Raw genomic sequence first — 16,998 nt, 5'->3', positions numbered from 1 at the left:
CGAGCGTGGTGACCGTGCCGAGCGTGGTGACCGTGCCGAGCGTGGTGACCGTGCCGAGCGTGGCGGCCGGGGTGACGGCAACGTCCGCACCGACAGCCGTAACGACGTTCGCGGTGACGACAGCGAGGACGACGACGGCGGCCGGCGGGGCCGGCGCAGCCGCTTCCGTGACCGTCGCCGTGGCCGTGGCGAACGCGGTGGCGAGGGCGGCGGCGAGCCGCAGACCACCACCGAGGACGACGTGCTCGTTCCGGTGGCCGGCATTCTCGACGTGCTGGAAAACTACGGCTTCATCCGTACCACCGGTTACCTGGCCGGATCGAACGATGTTTACGTGTCGATGTCGCAGGTCAAGAGGTACGGCCTGCGCCGCGGTGACGCGGTCACCGGTGCCGTCCGGCAGGCCCGCGACGGCGAGCAGCGCCGTGACAAGTACAACCCGCTGGTGCGGTTGGACACGATCAACGGTATGGAGCCGGAGGAGGCGCGTCGCCGGCCGGAGTTCTACAAGCTGACGCCGCTGTACCCGCAGGAGCGGCTGCGGTTGGAGACCGAGCCGCACATCCTCACGACGCGGGTCATCGACCTGGTGATGCCGATCGGCAAGGGTCAGCGGGCGCTGGTCGTCTCGCCGCCGAAGGCGGGTAAGACGATGGTGCTGCAGTCGATCGCGAACGCGATCACTCACAACAACCCGGAGTGCCACCTGATGGTGGTGCTGGTCGATGAGCGTCCCGAAGAGGTCACCGACATGCAGCGGTCGGTGAAGGGCGAGGTCATCGCCTCGACGTTCGACCGGCCGCCGGGTGACCACACCATGGTCGCAGAGTTGGCGATCGAGCGGGCCAAGCGCCTGGTCGAGCTGGGGCACGACGTGATCGTGCTACTGGACTCGATCACCCGCCTGGGTCGGGCGTACAACCTGGAGGCCAAGGTCAGCGGCCGGATCCTCTCCGGTGGTATCGACTCGACGGCGCTGTACCCGCCCAAGCGTTTCCTAGGTGCGGCCCGCAACATCGAGAACGGTGGCTCGCTCACGATCATCGCCACCGCGCTCGTCGAGACCGGCTCCATGATGGACACGGTCATCTTCGAGGAGTTCAAGGGCACGGGTAACGCCGAGCTCAAGCTCGACCGCAAGATCGCCGACAAGCGGGTGTTCCCGGCCATCGACGTGGACGCGTCCGGTACCCGTAAGGAAGAGATCCTTATGGCGCCGGATGAGATCGTGATCGTGCACAAGCTCCGCAAGGTGCTGCACGCGCTCGACACGCAGCAGGCGCTTGACCTGCTTCTGGACCGGCTCAAGAAGAGCCGGACGAACGTCGAGTTCCTGATGCAGATCGCCCAGTCGACGCCGGGCGAGTAAGGCAAGTACGCGAAGAGGCGGCCGGGCGAGAGTCCGGCCGCCCTCTTCGCCACCTGCGGGAATGCCTGCACGGCCCCCGCTGTTGAGCAATTGAGTGTGCTGAGCGGGGTAGTACCGACCAGACGGTCGCGCCGGCATGGCACACTGGTACGTCGGCCAGGTACCGGTTCACGCCCGAGCCGCCGCTAGGCGGCGGTGTTGACGGCGACCCGGCGACCACACACGAGAGGACCGCCTGTCTTGAAGCCCAACGCTCACCCGCAGTACGACGTGACCCAGGTCACTTGCTCCTGCGGCAACGCCTTCACCACCCGTAGCACCGCGAAGAACGGGCAGATCCACGTTGAGACGTGCAACGTGTGCCACCCGTTCTACACCGGTAAGCAGCGCGTGCTCGACACCGCTGGCCGGGTTGCCAAGTTCCAGCAGAAGTACGCCAAGGCTCAGGCCGCCAAGAAGGCCGGCAAGTAGCTGCGCCGTCGGCGCCCGCACCGCGCTGCCCCGTCGGGGCCGCGGGCGGGCGCCGTCGTCGTATTCAGCCATCACGTAGACGTGCCCGGGCCGGCCCATAGATAGGAAGATCATGAACAGCGAGCGCCTGGAAACCCTCCTCGCCGAATACGCCGAGTTGGAGCAGCGCCTTGCCGACCCGGCCATTCACGCCGACCAGAACGCCGCCCGCAAGGTCGGGCGCAGGTACGCCGAACTGACCCCCATCGCCAAGACCGCGGTCGAGCTGAACCAGGCCCGTGCCGACCTCGCCGCCGCGCGCGAGTTCGCCGCCGAGGACCCCGACTTCGCCGCCGAGGCGGCCGCGATCGAGGCTCGCCTGCCGGAGCTGGAGGAGCGGCTGGCTGAACTGCTCATGCCGCGTGACCCCAACGACGCCAAGGACGTGATCCTGGAGATCAAGGCTGGGGAAGGCGGCGAGGAGTCGGCGCTGTTCGCCGGCGACCTGCTGCGAATGTACCTGCGCTACGCCGAACGGCACGGTTGGGTCACCGAGGTCCTCGACTCCCAGGATTCCGACCTCGGCGGGTACAAGGACGTCGCGGTCGCCATCAAGACGCGTGGCGTGCCGGAGGGCGGCAACGGTGTGTGGTCGCGGCTGAAGTGGGAGGGCGGCGTCCACCGCGTGCAGCGGGTACCCGTAACCGAGTCGCAGGGGCGCATCCACACCAGCGCGGCCGGCGTACTGGTCACGCCCGAGGCCGAAGAGGCCGAGGTCGAGATCGACCAGAACGACCTGCGGATCGACGTGTTCCGCTCGTCCGGTCCCGGTGGGCAGAGCGTCAACACCACCGACTCGGCGGTGCGGATCACCCACCTCCCGACCGGGATCGTCGTCTCCTGCCAGAACGAGCGTTCGCAGTTGCAGAACAAGGACCGGGCGATGCGGATGCTGCGGGCGAAGCTCGCCCAGTTGGCCGAGGAGCAGGCCGCCGCGGCCGCGTCCGACGCGCGTAAGGCGCAGGTCAGGACCGTCGACCGGTCGGAGCGGATCCGGACCTACAACTTCCCGCAGAACCGGATTACCGACCACCGCATCGGGTACACGGCGTACAACCTTGACCTGGCGCTCGCCGGCGACATGGACGGTGTACTCGATGCGCTGACCGAGGCTGATCGGCAGGCCCGCCTTGCGGGCGAAACCCAGCTGGTGCGCAAGTAGTTCGCATGTCGCCGCATGCACATTGTGGCAACGTAACCTTCGACTGACGCCACTGTCACACCCTTGAAACCCGTCACCCGCAGCATTGTCCGGTATCGTTGTCGCGGCATCAGACCTCGCAGGGGGAACCGCAGTCATGTCTTCGCCGATGCGTAATACGCCAGTCGATATCACTGCTGCCCCGCGCGCCGTGATCGGCGCTACGGCTGGCCTGATCTACCGAGTTGGTCGTTCCGTGCTGGGGGAGAACCGGATCCCCACCGCCCAGGACAACGCCCGGGCAGCGGTGAGCGCCGATCGCCAGCGCGCGCAGGAGCGGGCTGAACTGGAGCGTTGGCTGGCCAACGTCCGCCAGCGGCGCACGTCCACGACGCCGTAAAAACTAGATACTCCGACACCCGACGGGCTGTCAGCGTCCCAGCTGGGATGCTGACAGCCCGTCGTTTTTACGCAGGGTGGCTTTCTGCGCAACGGTGGTGCTCAGGACGCGCACGGCATCTCCTTGGCCTTCAGCATCTCGTGGTCGGCTGCCATGAATGCCTCGGTAACCGTGGTGATCGGACCGTCCTCCGAGATGCCCGCCCAGCCGATCGTCACGCTCACCGGAGTTCCGGGCACCAGTGACTCCCAGTCCTCACCGGACACGGCGGTGACGATTCGGCGGGCGATCTCGCTGGCTTCTTCCTGCGACGTCGTCGCGAGCACCACCACGAATTCGTCGCCGCCGTAGCGGGACACGAAGTCGCCGCGGCGCATCACGCGGCTGAACACCCCGGCGACCCGCTGCAGCACCAGGTCACCCGACAGGTGGCCGTGTACCGTGTTGACGGCCTTGAAGTCGTCCAGATCGCACACGCCGAGGACGAGGGACTCGCCCCTGGCCACAAGCCCGTTCACGTACTGCTCGAGCGCCCTGCGGTTGGGCAGCCCGGTCAGCGGGTCGGTGTGCGCGGCGCCGGCGTACCAGTCGGCACGGCGGCGCAGGTCCTCGTGGTCGACCCGGGCGGCCATGCCCTCGACGAACAGGTCCCGCAGTTTCTCGTCGGACGCGCTGGCGACGCGGAACGCCCGCCGGTCGGCGTCGTACGCGTCAGCCGTCCTCCCCGCGACGAGGTGGGCCAGGGCGTTCAGCCGGTGTCCCTCGGCCGCGCCCAACGTCTCGTCGGACACCTCTGCGGTCTCCAGCCGGGCGAGGGCCTCCATCGGCCGGCGCTCGGCGATGGCCAGGCACACCGCCCCGAGCGCGGCGAAGTCGTTGGCCGTGACGGAGTCGTCGTGGGCCCGGAGCAGTACGCCCGGATGGGTGTCGGCCATCGGCCCGGGGTGGCCGAGCGTGGCCAGCCGGGCGATCGCGTACCCGTACGCCCGGATGCTGATCGGCCGCAGCATCGAAAGCTCCCCGCTGCGTCGGCGCAGGTCGAGGTCGTACACGACGTCGCGCAGGATTCGCGTGCAGCCGTGGGTGTCTCCGCGCTGGTCGAGGAAGACGGCGTGGCGCACCCGGATGCCGGGAACGGCGAGGTGGGCGGTCTGCATCCCCAGCGAGGAGGCGATGGCGCGGGCCCGGGCGATGGCACTGAGCGCGTGCCCGTGGAAGCCGGCGTACGAGTACGCCATGGCGAGGTTGTGCCAGGCCCGGACGAGGGTGGCGTTGGTCAGGTCAACCGTGTTGAGCGTGCGCGCCGAGAGCACCAGGTGCCAGACGCACCTCTCGAGCGAGCCGTCGTGCAGCGCGACCACCGCGGCGAACGAGTGCAGTAGGCCGATCCGGGCCGGGTCGGGGTGGGCACGGGTGGCTTCGAACGCCGCGTCCATCGTCGCGCTGTACTCCCCGCTGCGCCGGAGATTGATCAGCACGGCGAGGTATTGGGTCAGCGCGTCCGCCCGGTCGGCTCCGACGGCGGTCGGGAGGATGCGTCGCGTGAGCGCGCTGGCCTCGGCGCAGCGACCGGCGAGCAGAAGCGTGCGAACGTGCTCAAGTTCGGCGGCGCTGCCGACCCCGACGCCCACCCGAAGACCCCCCATCGCGTGTACGCAACGGTGCACCATGATTATGAGGTGTCCCCAGCACCCGACGACATGGCCGCAGAGCAGTCGATCAATGCGTCGTGGGCGATCCGTGAAGCGGTGGTCGTTTTGTCGGCAGCCGGCGTCGCCTCGCCACGCGTGGACGCTGAAATTCTGACCGCCCACGTTCTCGGCATGTCCCGTTCGAAGCTGCCGCTCGCACCGGCCCTGGACCCGACGCAGGCCGCGCGCCTGCGGGACCTCGTCGACGCCCGTGCCCGGCGGGTACCCCTCCAGCACCTCACCGGCGTCGCCGGGTTCCACCACATCGAGGTGGCCGTCGGCCCGGGTGTCTTCGTGCCGCGCCCCGAGACGGAACTGCTGGTCGAGTGGGGGCTGAGCGTGTTCGAAGACGGGGAGGGCACCGTCGTCGACCTGTGTAGCGGCTCCGGGGCGATCGCCCTCGCCGTCGCCGCCGCGCGCCCCGCCGCGCGGGTGTACGCCGTAGAGCGGGACCCGGCGGCGCTCGAATGGCTGCGCCGCAACGCCGCCGGTTCTGGTGTCCAGGTCGTGGCGGGCGAAGTCACCGACCCCGGGCTGCTGGCCGACCTCGACGGCGCTGTCGACCTGGTGCTGTGCAATCCGCCCTACGTGCCCGCCGGCACCCCGGTACCGCCCGAGGTGGCCCGCTTCGACCCGTACCCGGCGGTTTTCTCGGGTGCGGACGGCCTGGACCTGATCCGCGGCCTGGTGCCCCGCGTGGCCCGCTTGTTGCGACCGGGCGGCTGGTTCGGCGTCGAGCACGACGACACCCACGGCGAAGCGGTCCCGGGACTGCTACGCGCCGACGGCCGATTCGGTGAGATCGCCGACCACCGCGACCTGGCGGGGCGGCCGAGGTTCGCCACCGCTCAGCGCCGCTAAGCTGTCCCCTCGTGATGCTTTACGACTGCGGGAAGCCCGACGAGCGCGAGCAGGGGATCGCTGCCGCCGTCGAGGCCGTCCAGCGCGGTGACCTGGTCGTGATGCCGACCGACACGGTGTACGGCATCGGCGCCGACGCGTTCAAGACCTGGGCAGTGCGCTCGCTGCTCAACGCCAAGGAGCGCGACAGCCCGACGCCGGTGCTGGTGGGCTCCCGGCAGACCCTTGACGGCCTCGTCTACACGCTCTCGTCCGCCGCGCAGGACCTGGTGGAGGCCTTCTGGCCCGGCGCACTGACGATCATTGTCAGGCACGCGCCCAGCCTCCAGTGGGACCTGGGAGATGGGGGTAGCGGGACGGTCGCGGTGCGGATGCCGCTGCACCCGGTCGCGCTGGAGGTGCTGCGCCAGACCGGCCCGATGGCCGTCTCGTCGGCCAACAAAGCGGGGCACCCCCTGCCCCGGACAGCAGAGGAGGCGCGCGACCAACTGGGCTACTCGGTCAGCGTGTACCTGGAGTCGCAGCAGTTTCTGGATCTTCCGCCGAGCACGATTGTGGATCTCACCGGCGAGACGCCGACCGTCCTGCGTCCGGGTGCGATATCGCTGGAGCGGCTGCGGGAGGTCGTGCCCTCGATACAGGCGCCCGAGACGCCTTGACCGATGGTGCCGGCGGCAGGCTCCGAGTGCGGACCCGACGGGCTGGTGGCACGGATCGACCATCGCTATCCTCGTGGCACGCGAGGAGAGTGGTGGCCATCGAACTCATCCGTCCCGTAGGCAGGTTGCGGCGGTTCGTCCGCGTGGCGGTTTCCGTTGCTGCCGGGGTGCTCGGCGCGTTACTTGTATACGGCATCGTGACGAGCCGCGGAGTGGCCTTCTACATTCTTGCGGGCGCTGTTGTCGGCCTGACGGTTGCGCTTGGCATCGATGTCTACGCACGCGCGTTCCGGGTCGCCCAGGTGACCCTCTCCGTGCCGCAGTTCAGTGAGATCACCTTCGTCGTCACCGACGACAGCCGACACGTGGCGTGGAAGTTGTTCGTCGAAGTCTCCACGCGGATTGCCGTGCAGCCGCTCGACGGCCGATCCGGAATCCTGCGTGAGGCCCTTACGTCACTGCATTCCCTGTTCCAGGTCACGCGAGAGACGCTCGAGTCGAGCCAGCCGTCCCGACCAGGGGAGGGGCTTCCGGTCGAATACCTTGCGATCATGATGCTGAACCGGGAAATTCGGCCGTTCCTGGCGTTATGGCACGCAAAGTTGAGCCAGTACGAGCGCGACCGACCGCAGGCCTCGGAGCTTGACTGGCCGGAGAACGACGAGTGCCGCCGGCAGCTAGCCAGCCTGCAGGTGCGCCTCAGGGAATATGCTCTGAATTTCGCTCGACTGGCGGACGTTCAGCACTCGGCGGCGTTGCTCGGCGAGCCGAGTTAGCCGAGCTGCGCGTTCTCGATCGCGCGGAGAACGGCCGCCTCGCTGATCGGCCCGACGCGCAGTATCTCGACGTTGCCGGTGGTGATGCGGGCGAGTGTCGACGCGCTCGTCTCTGTGATGGAGGTCGTGTCCTCGAGGACAGGAATGATCTCGTCGTGAGGCCATTCCAGCGACTCGAGCTGTGCTCGATCGAGTGGCAGACTCTCCTCACCCGAGCGGTTAAGACTGGTTGCCGTCACAGGTTCGCCGAGCAGCGCGATGACCTGGAGCGTCGCCGGGTGGTCGGGAACGCGGATACCGACGGTGCCGTTGAGGGTCACCAGTGAGGTCGGAAGCCGGTCAGTCTGGGGAACGACGACGGTCAGCGGCCCCGGCGTGAATTCGCCGAGCAGGTGCGTCGCCAGCGGCGAGATCTCGGCGAACTGCCGGGCCATCGCCAGCGACCCGACGGCCACGTGCATCGGGTTGGTCAGGCTTCGCTGCTTGGCATGGAAGACCTTCTCGACCGCGGCGGTGTTGGTCGCGGCGGCCGCGATCATGTATCCGGTCTCAGTCGGCAGGACGGCGAGTCCGCCCTGCCGCAGGGTGTCCGCTATTCGGGCGGCTTCACCGAACTTGAGCAACTTGGCGGGCGTGGCCGAGGCGTACTCAAACTTGGTCACTGCTCTCCCAATCGACCTTGCTAGCGGCAGCCCGTACCGCTGGTGCGACAAAACGCGACAGTCTGTGGTCGGTTAATCGTACTGTGCAGTCCAGCGCCCGCTGTACCGCGGCGATGTCCAGGGCGCCCAGCGCAGTGGCGTCGAGATGTCGGGCGAGAGCGCCAGCCTCGCCTTGGGCGAATTGCGCGGCGTCAGCCCGGAACGCCTCGTCCTTCCTGGTCGCATAGATGTACCAGGCGTTCATGACGCCGAAGCAGCGGGTGACCATCCCGAACGCCCCGGCCGTCAACATCTCGAACGATTTCTCGGTGACGGTGCGCCAGTTCGCCGGAAATGGAATCGCCAGGGCGGAACACAGTGCGAAGGCGTACAGCGTCTGCGGTGTCGGGTTGCCCTGGAGATCCACGAGCCAGCCGCGATTGCGGTCCAGGCTCCTGATCAAGAACTCCCGGATCCCGGCCAGCACCGGTTCGGCCGCCCTCCTCGCCTGCGCGGCGTGCGGCGGCAGATGGAGGAGCACGTCGGCCAGGTGACAGGCGTGAAAGCTGGCGCCGCCGGCGTGGACCGGCGCCGTCGTCCACAGCGGCCGCCCGTCGGCCCGCCTGTCCGGTGCGGGGCCCTGGGGTAGGAGGAACGAGCCGTGCAGGGCCGATTCCGGGTCCTGTACCTGGTGCTGGGCGATCGCCTCGACGAACCGGAGGCAGCCGTCGGCGTCGAGCTTGTTCGTGATCAGTAGGAAGATCGTCGCCGCGCGGTCGTCGATCGACGACGGGTCGGTACTGCGGAGGAACGCGACGGCCTCCCGAAGCGGCGGCGCGTCGTGCGCCAGGCCGAGTTGGGCCAGGGCGGTCGCCACGGACGCCGTGGCGTAGAGCCGGTCGAAGCGCCGGTCCTCACCCTGCGTCCAGTACCGGGCGTCGCCGTCACGTCGCGCGAGGTCGGCCAGCCGGCGCACGGTTTTCCGGAAGACCCGATCGAGTCCGTCGGCGCTGCCGTCGACCGGAGCGCCCTGGTAGGAGTGGACCTCGTCGGTCACGTCACCGAGCGCCAGTCTGGTCGGCTCGAACCAGCGGGGAAAAGACCCGTCGTCCTGGTCCGTCGGCTCCGGTCCCAACATCAGCTTTCGGCAAATCAGGTCGGCAAGCTCCGCCGGGGTCGTTTCGCGGAGATCGACGTAGCGGATGGTGCGCAGGATCCAGGGGACCTCGGTGTCGTCGAACCGGGCGGGGAGCAGGTACTCACCAGCTTCCATGAACGCCCGCTGCAGTGCGCTTTCGCGTTCCACCTTGGTCCAGAACTTGGTCTCCTTCACGTAGTTGGCGGAGATGAAGACGACGCAGTAACGGCGAGCTGAGGCGAACACCCCGGTGAAGTGGATCTGCATGTTCTTTCCCCAGAGCGCCGCATCCTCGTACTGGTCGTAGAAGACGTCGACCGAACGGTCGCGTAGCACGTTGGCCACCTCGGCTACGTACTCGCGATCCTCAGCGGCGTAGGACAGGCAGACCTCGTACTCCATGGTTCGCTCCGGAGATAAACGAACGTTACGAAGGCGGATTGGTCGAGGTGCGCACCAATTCCCCAGAGTCTATGTGGAAGGGCAGCCGGTCGCGGTCGTACCGGCAGCCCGCATAGCCGGCCGACAGGCGACCGTGCGTAAACTTTCGACGCCATGGTGACCGGATCATTCTTCGCGTCGGAGGCGTAGTGCCGCCGTTCTCCGTACTGCACGTTTGCATGGGCAACATCTGCCGGTCGCCGATGGCCGAGCGGCTGCTCGTGGTCGCCGCCCGCGAGCTGGCCGGCGACAAGGCCGACGAGTTGCTGCTCGTGCACAGTACGGGCACCGGTGGCTGGCACGCGGGTGACCGCATGGACCCGTCGGCCGCCCGGCAGGTGCTCAGCCGTGGGGGCGATGTCGAGGACTTCCGCGCCCGCCAGCTGGCCGCCGAGCACATCGAGGCGTCCGATCTGATCCTGACGGCAACCGGTGAGCAGTACGAGTTCGTGCTCGGCCTCGCCGTTGACGCCGCCGACCGTACGTTCGTCCTGGGCGAGTTCGGCCGGCTGCTGCCGGCTGTCGACCTGTCCGCACTGCCGCCCGCCGCGCCTGACGCCGACGCGGTGTACGCGCGGGGCGTCGCCCTGGTGTCCGCGGCGGCGAGGATCCGCCGCGGCCGGCCGCCGCTGCCCGGGGACGACCTCGACGACCCGTGGGGCCGTGGCCACGACTACTTCGGCCGTGTCGCGGACGAGATCGAGGCGACCGTCCGGCCGCTGGCCGCCGCGCTGCTCGGCGGCTGACGCTCAGCGGCGCGGGCGATGTTGCGGGCCATCCCGCCGAAGATCACCGCGTGGAACGGCCAGACGCAGGCCCAGTACGCGTGTCCGGCCAGGCCCTTCGGCAGGAAGACGGCGCGCTGGCGGTACCGGCTGTGCTTGTCGCCGCCGCCTCCGTCGCACACCCGCATCTCCAGCCAGGCCCGGCCCGGCAGGCGCATCTCCGCGCGCAGCCGTAGCAGCGCGCCCGGCTCGATCTCCTCCACCCGCCAGAAGTCGAGCGCCTCGCCGACCTGCAACCGGCGCGGGTCGCGCCGTCCCCGGCGCAGCCCCACCCCGCCGACGAGCCGGTCGAGCCAGCCGCGTACGGACCAGGCGAGCGGGAACGAGTACCAGCCGTTCTCCCCGCCGATCGCCTCGATCACCCGCCACAGGTCGCCCGTCGGCGCCCGGACCTGGCGCTCCCGTTCATCGGTGTAGACGGTCCCGCCGGACCAGGTCGGGTCGGTCGGCAGCGGCTCGCTCGGCGCGTCCGACCACATGGCGGTCGACCATCTGGTTTCGACGTCGGCGTCGCGGACGCGGCGGAGCGCGAGTCGGACGGCGTCGTCGAAGCCGGTCAGCCCTTCCGGTGGGTCCGGTATGTACGTCTCGATGTCGTGCTCGCCGCAGACCGCCTCGTGCACCAGGCTCGCGACCAGGGGACGGGCGATCGCACCGGGTACCGGCGTGACGAGCCCGACCCACAGCGCCGACAGTTTCGGGGTCAGCGGCCGGACCGGCAGGATACGGCGCCGCGGCAGGCCGGCCACTGCCGCGTACCCCTGAATCAGGTCGGCGTACGTGAGAACGTCCGGGCCACCGATGTCGAAGGCGCGGTTGGTCCCCGGCGGGAACGCGTCGGCGGCGGACACCAGGTACCGCAGCACGTCCCGGATGGCGATCGGCTGGATGTGGCTGCGTACCCACCGGGGCGCGACCATGACCGGCAACCGCTCGGTGAGGTAGCGCAGCATCTCGAACGATGCCGACCCCGACCCGATGATCACGCCCGCCCGCAGTACGACCGTCGGCACGCCGCTGGCCAGCAGGACCCCGGCCACCTCGGCGCGTGAGCGCAGGTGCGCCGAACCGTCTCCATGGCCGGTGGGCGCCGGGCCGCCGAGGTAGACGATCCGCTGTACCCCTGCCGCCACTGCCTCTTTCGCGACGTTCGTGGCGTTCGCCCGGTCGATTTCCTCAAAGTCGCCGCGGCCCAGCGAGTGGACCAGGTAGTAGGCGACGTCGACGCCGGCGAATGCGGGGGCGAGCGTGGCCGGGTCGCTCACATCGCCGATGACTACTTCGACCTGGCCGGCCCACGGAACGTCGCGCAGCCGGCGGGCATCGCGCGTCAGGCACCGGACGTCGTGACCGGCGCGCAGCAGGCGGGGGACGAGCCGCCCGCCGACGTACCCGGTGGCGCCCGTGACCAGACAGCGCATACGTCAAGGGTTACCCGGACGGCAGGCGAGCCGCCCGTAGAATTCTCGAAATGACCAGCACCGAGACCGTACGACGCCCGGGGCGTATTCGCCGGCGACTCAACCACCTGCCGGCCGGGCTGATCGGTTGCGCGATCGTACTGGTGTTCGCCGTCCCGGTCGCCGCGATCACGCGCGGCCCGCAGGGCGCGCTCGGCGCCGCGATCGGCGTCGCCGGGGTCGCTGTCAGCTATGTCCTGTCCGGCCTCGCCGTTGCCTGGGCCGACTCGATCAGTACCCAGCTGACCATGCCGGTGGGGCTGGCCACCTACGCCACCAAGTTCAGCCTGCTGGGTGTCCTGCTCATCGCGTTCGGTGACAGTACGTGGCCGGGGCTGCATCCGATGGCGTACGCCATCCTCGCCGCCGTGCTCGGCTGGAACGCTGGCCACATCTGGTGGGCCGCGCGGGCTCGCATTCCCTATGTGGAGATAGATCCGCAGTAGTGACGCTTGTCCGGGCAGCTGGACGAAGCGGTGCGGCTGACCGGTGAGTCAGGTTCGCGACAATCTCGTCGGTGGTATCTGGACACCTGGGCCACCGCGAGTAATGTGTTCGCTCGCCGGTTCGAGCCCCCGGAGACGCTTGCGCCACCCCCGCGCGTGACCACGCGGGGGTCGAGTCACGGACGCGGATTCCCGGCTGATATGTTTCCCGCGTCATGTCAGATGACCAGTCCCCTCAGCGGCAGGGTGCCGCCGGTGCCAACGCCGGATACACGGCGCTCGGCTACCTGATGGGCGGGATTGCCGTCTGGGGTTTCCTCGGGTGGCTGCTCGATAGCTGGCTCGGGTTGCCGCACATCGGGCTCATCCTGGGGCTGGTCGTCGGCACTGCAGCGGCGATCTACTTGATCGTTAAGAGGCTGGGCGCTTAGCGCCGGGCGGACGAAGGGTGGTGCGGTGAGGCAGCTACCGGCGGTGCTCGCCGAGGGTGGGGCACATTTCCCGCCTAGTGTCGAGGAGTTCTTCCTGCCCGGCTTGGGTGGGCAGCCCTGGATCTCCAAGATCACGGTGCTGCTCTGGCTCGGCATCGCGCTGGTGATTCTGTTTTTCCTGATCGCCTACCGCAGCCCCAAGCTGGTCCCGAGCAAGGGCCAGTGGCTCGCCGAGTCGATGTACGGCTTCATCCGCGACGGAGTCGCCCGCGACGTCATCGGTCACGAGGGGCTCCGGTTCGCGCCGTACCTGACGTCGCTGTTCCTGTTCATCTTCGTCTCGAACATCTGGGGCATCATCCCGCTGGCCCAGATCTCGCCGATGTCGCACATCGCGTTCCCGGCGTTCCTCGGCCTGCTCTCCTGGGTGCTCTACAACTACGCCGGCATCCGCAAGCACGGTTTCGCCAAGTACCTCAGGATGAACACCCTCCCTCCGGGCACGCCGTGGTGGGTCGCGCCGATCCTGGTCCCGATCGAGTTCTTCTCGAACCTGATCCTCCGGCCGATCACGCTCGCGATCCGGCTCTTCGCCAACATGTTCGCCGGCCACCTGATCCTGCTGGTCTTCACGCTCGGCGGCTTCACGCTCCTCGGCCTGAACACTGTGTTGCTGAAGCCGATTTCGCTGGTGGCCTGGCTGCTGGCGATTCTGCTGACGCTGTTCGAAGCGGTCATCGCGATCCTGCAGGCCTATGTCTTCGTCCTGCTGACCGCCGCGTACCTGCAGGGCGCGCTCGCCGAAGAGCACTGAGAAACAACTGACTTTCGTACTACCTGGCACCACTGCCAATCCAACGACGCGTGACAAGCACGCGCCAGTCCCAGGAGGAAATCCCGGAAATGGATCTCGCAATCACCGGTAGCCTCGCTGCCATCGGCTACGGCCTCGCCGCGATCGGCCCCGGCATCGGCGTCGGTATCGTGTTCGCCGCCTACATTCAGGCGTCGGCCCGCCAGCCCGAGTCGGCCGGTTACAACCGCACCTGGCTGTTCATGGGCTTCGCCCTCTCCGAGGCGCTGGCGCTGATCGGCATCGCGCTCGGCTTCGTCTGGTCCGCGGGCTGATCCGTCGGTAACGAGGGGAGTACCCCATGCACCTTTTCCTTCTCGCTGAGGGCGCTGCCGAACAGCCTCCGAACCCGATCATCCCGATCTGGCAGGAGATCGTCGTCGGCGCGATCGGCTTCGCCCTGCTCTGCTTCATCCTGATGAAGTACGTCTTCCCCCGCATGGAGCAGACGTTCCAGGCGCGGGTCGAGGCGATCGAGGGCGGCATCAAGCGGGCCGAGCAGGCACAGGCCGAGGCGAACACGCTGCTGGAGCAGTACCGCCAGCAGCTCGCTGACGCCCGTGGCGACGCCGCGCGCATCCGTGAGGAAGCGCGCGCCGACGCGGTCGGAATCCGCGACGAGATCCTCGCGCAGGCTCGCGAGGAGTCCGAGCGGATCATCAACGCCGGCCGGGAGGCGCTCGCCGCCGAGCGGTCGACGATCGTCCGTGAGCTGCGCTCCGAGGTGGGCAGCTTGGCGGTCGAGTTGGCGGGCCGCATCGTCGGCGAGTCGCTCGAGGACGAGGCCCGTCGTCGCGGCACGGTCGAGCGCTTCCTGGCTGAGCTCGGCGAAGGCACCGAGCCGGCCAGGGCTGGAGGGCGGCGCTGATGGAGCCCGCGGCTATCCGTGAGGCGTACGCGCCGGTGCAGCGGCAGCTCGACGAGCTCGCCGGCGGCACCGACTCGGCACGCCTGCGGGAGATCGCCGACGAGATCCTGACGGTCGCTCGGCTGCTCAGCCGCGAGCCCGGCCTGCGCCGGGCGCTCGCGGATGTCAGCCGGCCGACCGTCGTGCGGGTCGACCTGCTGCGCCGGCTGCTGGGTGGCAAGGTCGGCAACGAGACCCTCGCGCTGCTCACCGACCTGGTGAGCGGCCGCTGGGCGCGGCCGAGCGAGCTGCTCAACGCGACTGAGCGGCTCGGCGCCGACCTGCTGCTCGCCGCCGCGGAGCGCGAGGGTGAGCTGGCCGAGGTCGAGGACGAGTTGTTCCGGTTCGGGCAGATCGTCGAGAGCAACATGCGACTCGGCCTGGCGCTCGGCGACTCCACTGTCGAGGTCGAGCGGCGCGCCGAGCTGGTGCGTTCGCTGCTCGAGGGCAAGGCGAAGCCGGTGACCGTACGCCTGGCGGAGCTGGCCCTGACCGGCTTCGGTGGGCGGTCCCTGCTGACCTCGCTCACCCGGCTCGTCGAGCTGGCGGCGGCGCGGCGCGGCGCTTCGGTTGCCTACGTCGTCATGGCGTCGGCGCCCACCGAGGCGGAGGAACGGACATTGGCCGACAAGCTAGCCCAGATGTACGGTCGTCAGGTATCCCTGAAAGTCGAGGTCAAGCCTGAGGTCATCGGCGGGGTGAGCGTTCGGGTCGGCTCCGACCTTTACGACGGAACCGTGCAGCGGAGGCTGGCAGAGGCCCGCACCACGCTCGCTAGGTAGCGACGAGAATCGATTTATTCCCTCGGGTTACCCGAGCTGAGACCAGAGGAAGCAGAGGATGGCCGAGCTGACCATCTCCTCCGACGAGATCCGTAGCGCCCTTGAGCGCTACGTCTCGGCGTACACGCCGGCGATGACCCGTGAGGAGGTCGGCATTGTTGCCGACGCGGGCGACGGCATCGCGCACGTCGAGGGCTTGCCCTCGACGATGGCCAACGAGTTGCTGCAGTTCGACGACGGCACCCTGGGTGTCGCGCTGAACCTCGACGTCCGCGAGATGGGCGTCGTGGTCCTGGGCGACTACACCGGCATCGAGGAAGGCCAGCAGGTCAAGCGCACCAACCGGGTGCTCTCGGTGCCCGTTGGTGACGCGTTCCTCGGTCGCGTGGTCAACCCGCTGGGTGAGCCGATCGACGCCCTGGGCGACATCGAGGCCGAGGGCGTCCGCGAGCTGGAGCTGCAGGCGCCCAACGTCATGATGCGCCAGCCGGTGAAGGAGCCGCTGCAGACCGGTATCAAGGCGATCGACGCCATGACGCCGATCGGCCGCGGCCAGCGCCAGCTGATCATCGGTGACCGCCGGACCGGCAAGACCACGGTCGCGATCGACACGATCCTCAACCAGCGCGCCAACTGGAAGACCGGCGACCCGAAGAAGCAGGTTCGCTGCATCTACGTCGCCATCGGCCAGAAGGCGTCCACGATCGCCTCGATCCGGGCGACGCTGGAGGAGCAGGGCGCGCTGGAGTACACCACGATCGTGGCATCCCCGGCGAGCGACCCGGCCGGCTACAAGTACATCGCCCCCTACACCGGTTCGGCCATCGGCCAGCACTGGATGTACAACGGCAAGCACGTCCTCATCGTCTTCGACGACCTGTCCAAGCAGGCCGAGGCCTACCGTGCCGTGTCGCTGCTGCTGCGCCGCCCGCCGGGCCGCGAGGCGTACCCGGGTGACGTCTTCTACCTGCACTCCCGGCTGCTGGAGCGCTGCGCGAAGCTCTCCGACGAGCTGGGCGGTGGCTCGATGACCGGTCTGCCGATCATCGAGACCAAGGCCAACGACATCTCGGCCTACATCCCGACCAACGTCATCTCGATCACCGACGGCCAGATCTTCCTGGAGTCCGACCTGTTCAACCAGGGCGTGCGGCCGGCCATCAACGTCGGTACCTCGGTGTCCCGGGTCGGTGGTGCGGCGCAGGTCAAGGGCATGAAGAAGGTCTCGGGCCGGCTGCGGCTGGACCTGGCGCAGTACCGCGAGCTGGAGGCGTTCGCCGCCTTCGCGTCCGACCTGGACAAGGCGTCGCGGGCCCAGCTGGAGCGGGGTGCGCGCCTGGTCGAGCTGCTCAAGCAGCCGCAGTACACGCCGTACTCGGTCACCGAGGAGATCGTGTCGATCTGGGCCGGCACCACCGGTCAGTTCGACGACATCCCGGTGAGCGACGTCCGCCGCTTCGAGCAGGACTTCCTCGAGCACCTCCGCCGTCACCGGCCGGAGCTCCTGACCACGATCGCCGAGACCAACGACCTCAGCGACGACACGGTCAACGCTCTGACCGAGGAGATCGCCAAGTTCAAGCAGTCCTTCCTGGCCAGCGACAACACCGCGCGGGTCAACGAGGCACCGGCTGAGGCGATGGCAGAAGGCGTTGAGGGTCGCGAGACCGTCACCCGTGAGGTGCGGCCGAAGGCTCAGGCGTAGGT

General features: G+C 68.7%; 19 protein-coding genes. 15 read left to right on the top strand and 4 right to left on the bottom strand.

Going from position 1 to position 16,998, the window contains the following annotated elements; all coding sequences use genetic code 11:
• The 4 genes from rho to HC028_RS07045 form a co-directional block, all read left to right on the top strand.
• Positions 1–1,369: transcription termination factor Rho (rho, locus tag HC028_RS07060; protein WP_168074176.1), on the top strand; the 1,369-nt coding region annotated here is incomplete at its 5' end.
• A gap of 240 nt (positions 1,370–1,609) precedes the next feature.
• Positions 1,610–1,840 (top strand): 50S ribosomal protein L31, encoded by a 231-nt coding sequence (gene rpmE, locus HC028_RS07055; RefSeq protein ID WP_168074174.1) that lies wholly within the window; start codon positions 1,610–1,612, stop codon positions 1,838–1,840.
• Between the two features lie 112 nt (positions 1,841–1,952).
• Positions 1,953–3,041 carry a peptide chain release factor 1 gene (gene prfA / locus HC028_RS07050; protein ID WP_168074172.1) on the top strand — a complete coding sequence of 363 codons (1,089 nt, stop codon included), beginning with the start codon at positions 1,953–1,955 and terminating at the stop codon, positions 3,039–3,041.
• A gap of 148 nt (positions 3,042–3,189) precedes the next feature.
• Positions 3,190–3,420 carry a hypothetical protein gene (locus HC028_RS07045; protein ID WP_168074170.1) on the top strand — a complete coding sequence of 77 codons (231 nt, stop codon included), beginning with the start codon at positions 3,190–3,192 and terminating at the stop codon, positions 3,418–3,420.
• Positions 3,421–3,521: 101 nt separating this feature from the next.
• On the opposite strand, the gene HC028_RS07040 is transcribed toward HC028_RS07045, so the two are convergent.
• Positions 3,522–5,066, bottom strand: a complete 1,545-nt coding sequence (locus tag HC028_RS07040; RefSeq protein ID WP_168074168.1) for a GGDEF domain-containing protein — start codon at positions 5,064–5,066, stop codon at positions 3,522–3,524.
• Between the two features lie 54 nt (positions 5,067–5,120).
• Between HC028_RS07040 and prmC the strand changes: the two genes are divergently transcribed.
• The 3 genes from prmC (at position 5,121) to HC028_RS07025 (ending at position 7,407) form a co-directional block, all read left to right on the top strand.
• Positions 5,121–5,972: a peptide chain release factor N(5)-glutamine methyltransferase gene (gene prmC / locus HC028_RS07035; RefSeq protein WP_168074274.1), complete on the top strand. Its 852-nt coding sequence runs from the start codon at positions 5,121–5,123 to the stop codon at positions 5,970–5,972.
• Positions 5,973–5,986: 14 nt separating this feature from the next.
• Positions 5,987–6,631 (top strand): L-threonylcarbamoyladenylate synthase, encoded by a 645-nt coding sequence (locus HC028_RS07030; protein WP_168074264.1) that lies wholly within the window; start codon positions 5,987–5,989, stop codon positions 6,629–6,631.
• A gap of 92 nt (positions 6,632–6,723) precedes the next feature.
• Positions 6,724–7,407 carry a hypothetical protein gene (locus tag HC028_RS07025; protein ID WP_168074166.1) on the top strand — a complete coding sequence of 228 codons (684 nt, stop codon included), beginning with the start codon at positions 6,724–6,726 and terminating at the stop codon, positions 7,405–7,407.
• Here HC028_RS07025 and HC028_RS07020 read toward each other — a convergent pair.
• Positions 7,404–8,069, bottom strand: coding sequence for an L-threonylcarbamoyladenylate synthase (locus tag HC028_RS07020; RefSeq protein WP_168074164.1), 666 nt, complete (start codon positions 8,067–8,069; stop codon positions 7,404–7,406). The genes HC028_RS07025 and HC028_RS07020 overlap by 4 nt on opposite strands.
• A complete protein-coding gene (locus HC028_RS07015; RefSeq protein ID WP_168074162.1) occupies positions 8,056–9,588 on the bottom strand; it encodes a TIR domain-containing protein in 1,533 nt (510 codons plus the stop codon). Before HC028_RS07015 ends, HC028_RS07020 begins: the two co-directional genes overlap by 14 nt.
• Before the next feature lie 188 nt (positions 9,589–9,776).
• Here HC028_RS07015 and HC028_RS07010 point away from each other — a divergent pair, with 188 nt between their 5' ends.
• On the top strand, positions 9,777–10,373 hold the full coding sequence (locus HC028_RS07010; protein WP_168074160.1) for an arsenate reductase/protein-tyrosine-phosphatase family protein: 597 nt from the start codon (positions 9,777–9,779) through the stop codon (positions 10,371–10,373).
• Here HC028_RS07010 and HC028_RS07005 read toward each other — a convergent pair.
• Positions 10,301–11,833 (bottom strand): SDR family oxidoreductase, encoded by a 1,533-nt coding sequence (locus tag HC028_RS07005; protein ID WP_168074158.1) that lies wholly within the window; start codon positions 11,831–11,833, stop codon positions 10,301–10,303. The two genes, HC028_RS07010 and HC028_RS07005, sit on opposite strands and share 73 nt — an antisense overlap.
• A gap of 50 nt (positions 11,834–11,883) precedes the next feature.
• Here HC028_RS07005 and HC028_RS07000 point away from each other — a divergent pair, with 50 nt between their 5' ends.
• The 7 genes from HC028_RS07000 to atpA all read left to right on the top strand — a co-directional run bounded on the left by HC028_RS07000 (position 11,884) and on the right by atpA (position 16,996).
• Positions 11,884–12,318 carry a Cg1360 family ATP-synthase-associated protein gene (locus HC028_RS07000; RefSeq protein ID WP_168074156.1) on the top strand — a complete coding sequence of 145 codons (435 nt, stop codon included), beginning with the start codon at positions 11,884–11,886 and terminating at the stop codon, positions 12,316–12,318.
• Between the two features lie 215 nt (positions 12,319–12,533).
• Positions 12,534–12,749 carry an AtpZ/AtpI family protein gene (locus HC028_RS06995; RefSeq protein WP_168074154.1) on the top strand — a complete coding sequence of 72 codons (216 nt, stop codon included), beginning with the start codon at positions 12,534–12,536 and terminating at the stop codon, positions 12,747–12,749.
• 25 nt (positions 12,750–12,774) lie between these two features.
• Positions 12,775–13,563 (top strand): F0F1 ATP synthase subunit A, encoded by a 789-nt coding sequence (atpB, locus tag HC028_RS06990; protein WP_168074152.1) that lies wholly within the window; start codon positions 12,775–12,777, stop codon positions 13,561–13,563.
• An 89-nt stretch (positions 13,564–13,652) separates the two neighbouring features.
• A complete protein-coding gene (gene atpE / locus HC028_RS06985; protein ID WP_168074150.1) occupies positions 13,653–13,877 on the top strand; it encodes an ATP synthase F0 subunit C in 225 nt (74 codons plus the stop codon).
• A gap of 26 nt (positions 13,878–13,903) precedes the next feature.
• The gene (locus HC028_RS06980; protein WP_168074148.1) at positions 13,904–14,470 is read left to right on the top strand and encodes a F0F1 ATP synthase subunit B; all 567 of its coding nucleotides are present in this window, start codon (positions 13,904–13,906) and stop codon (positions 14,468–14,470) included.
• Positions 14,470–15,291 (top strand): F0F1 ATP synthase subunit delta, encoded by an 822-nt coding sequence (locus HC028_RS06975; protein WP_168074146.1) that lies wholly within the window; start codon positions 14,470–14,472, stop codon positions 15,289–15,291. Before HC028_RS06980 ends, HC028_RS06975 begins: the two co-directional genes overlap by 1 nt.
• Positions 15,292–15,349: 58 nt before the next feature.
• Complete coding sequence (atpA, locus tag HC028_RS06970) at positions 15,350–16,996, top strand: F0F1 ATP synthase subunit alpha (RefSeq protein ID WP_168074144.1); 1,647 nt, start codon at positions 15,350–15,352, stop codon at positions 16,994–16,996.
• The last annotated feature ends 2 nt before the right edge of the window (positions 16,997–16,998 follow it).

The organism is Planosporangium flavigriseum (genome assembly GCF_011947225.1).
GTDB classification, from domain to species: Bacteria; Actinomycetota; Actinomycetes; order Mycobacteriales; family Micromonosporaceae; genus Planosporangium; species Planosporangium flavigriseum.
Note: the sequence above shows the minus strand (reverse complement) of the source record. Positions and strands in the feature narration are given on the sequence as shown.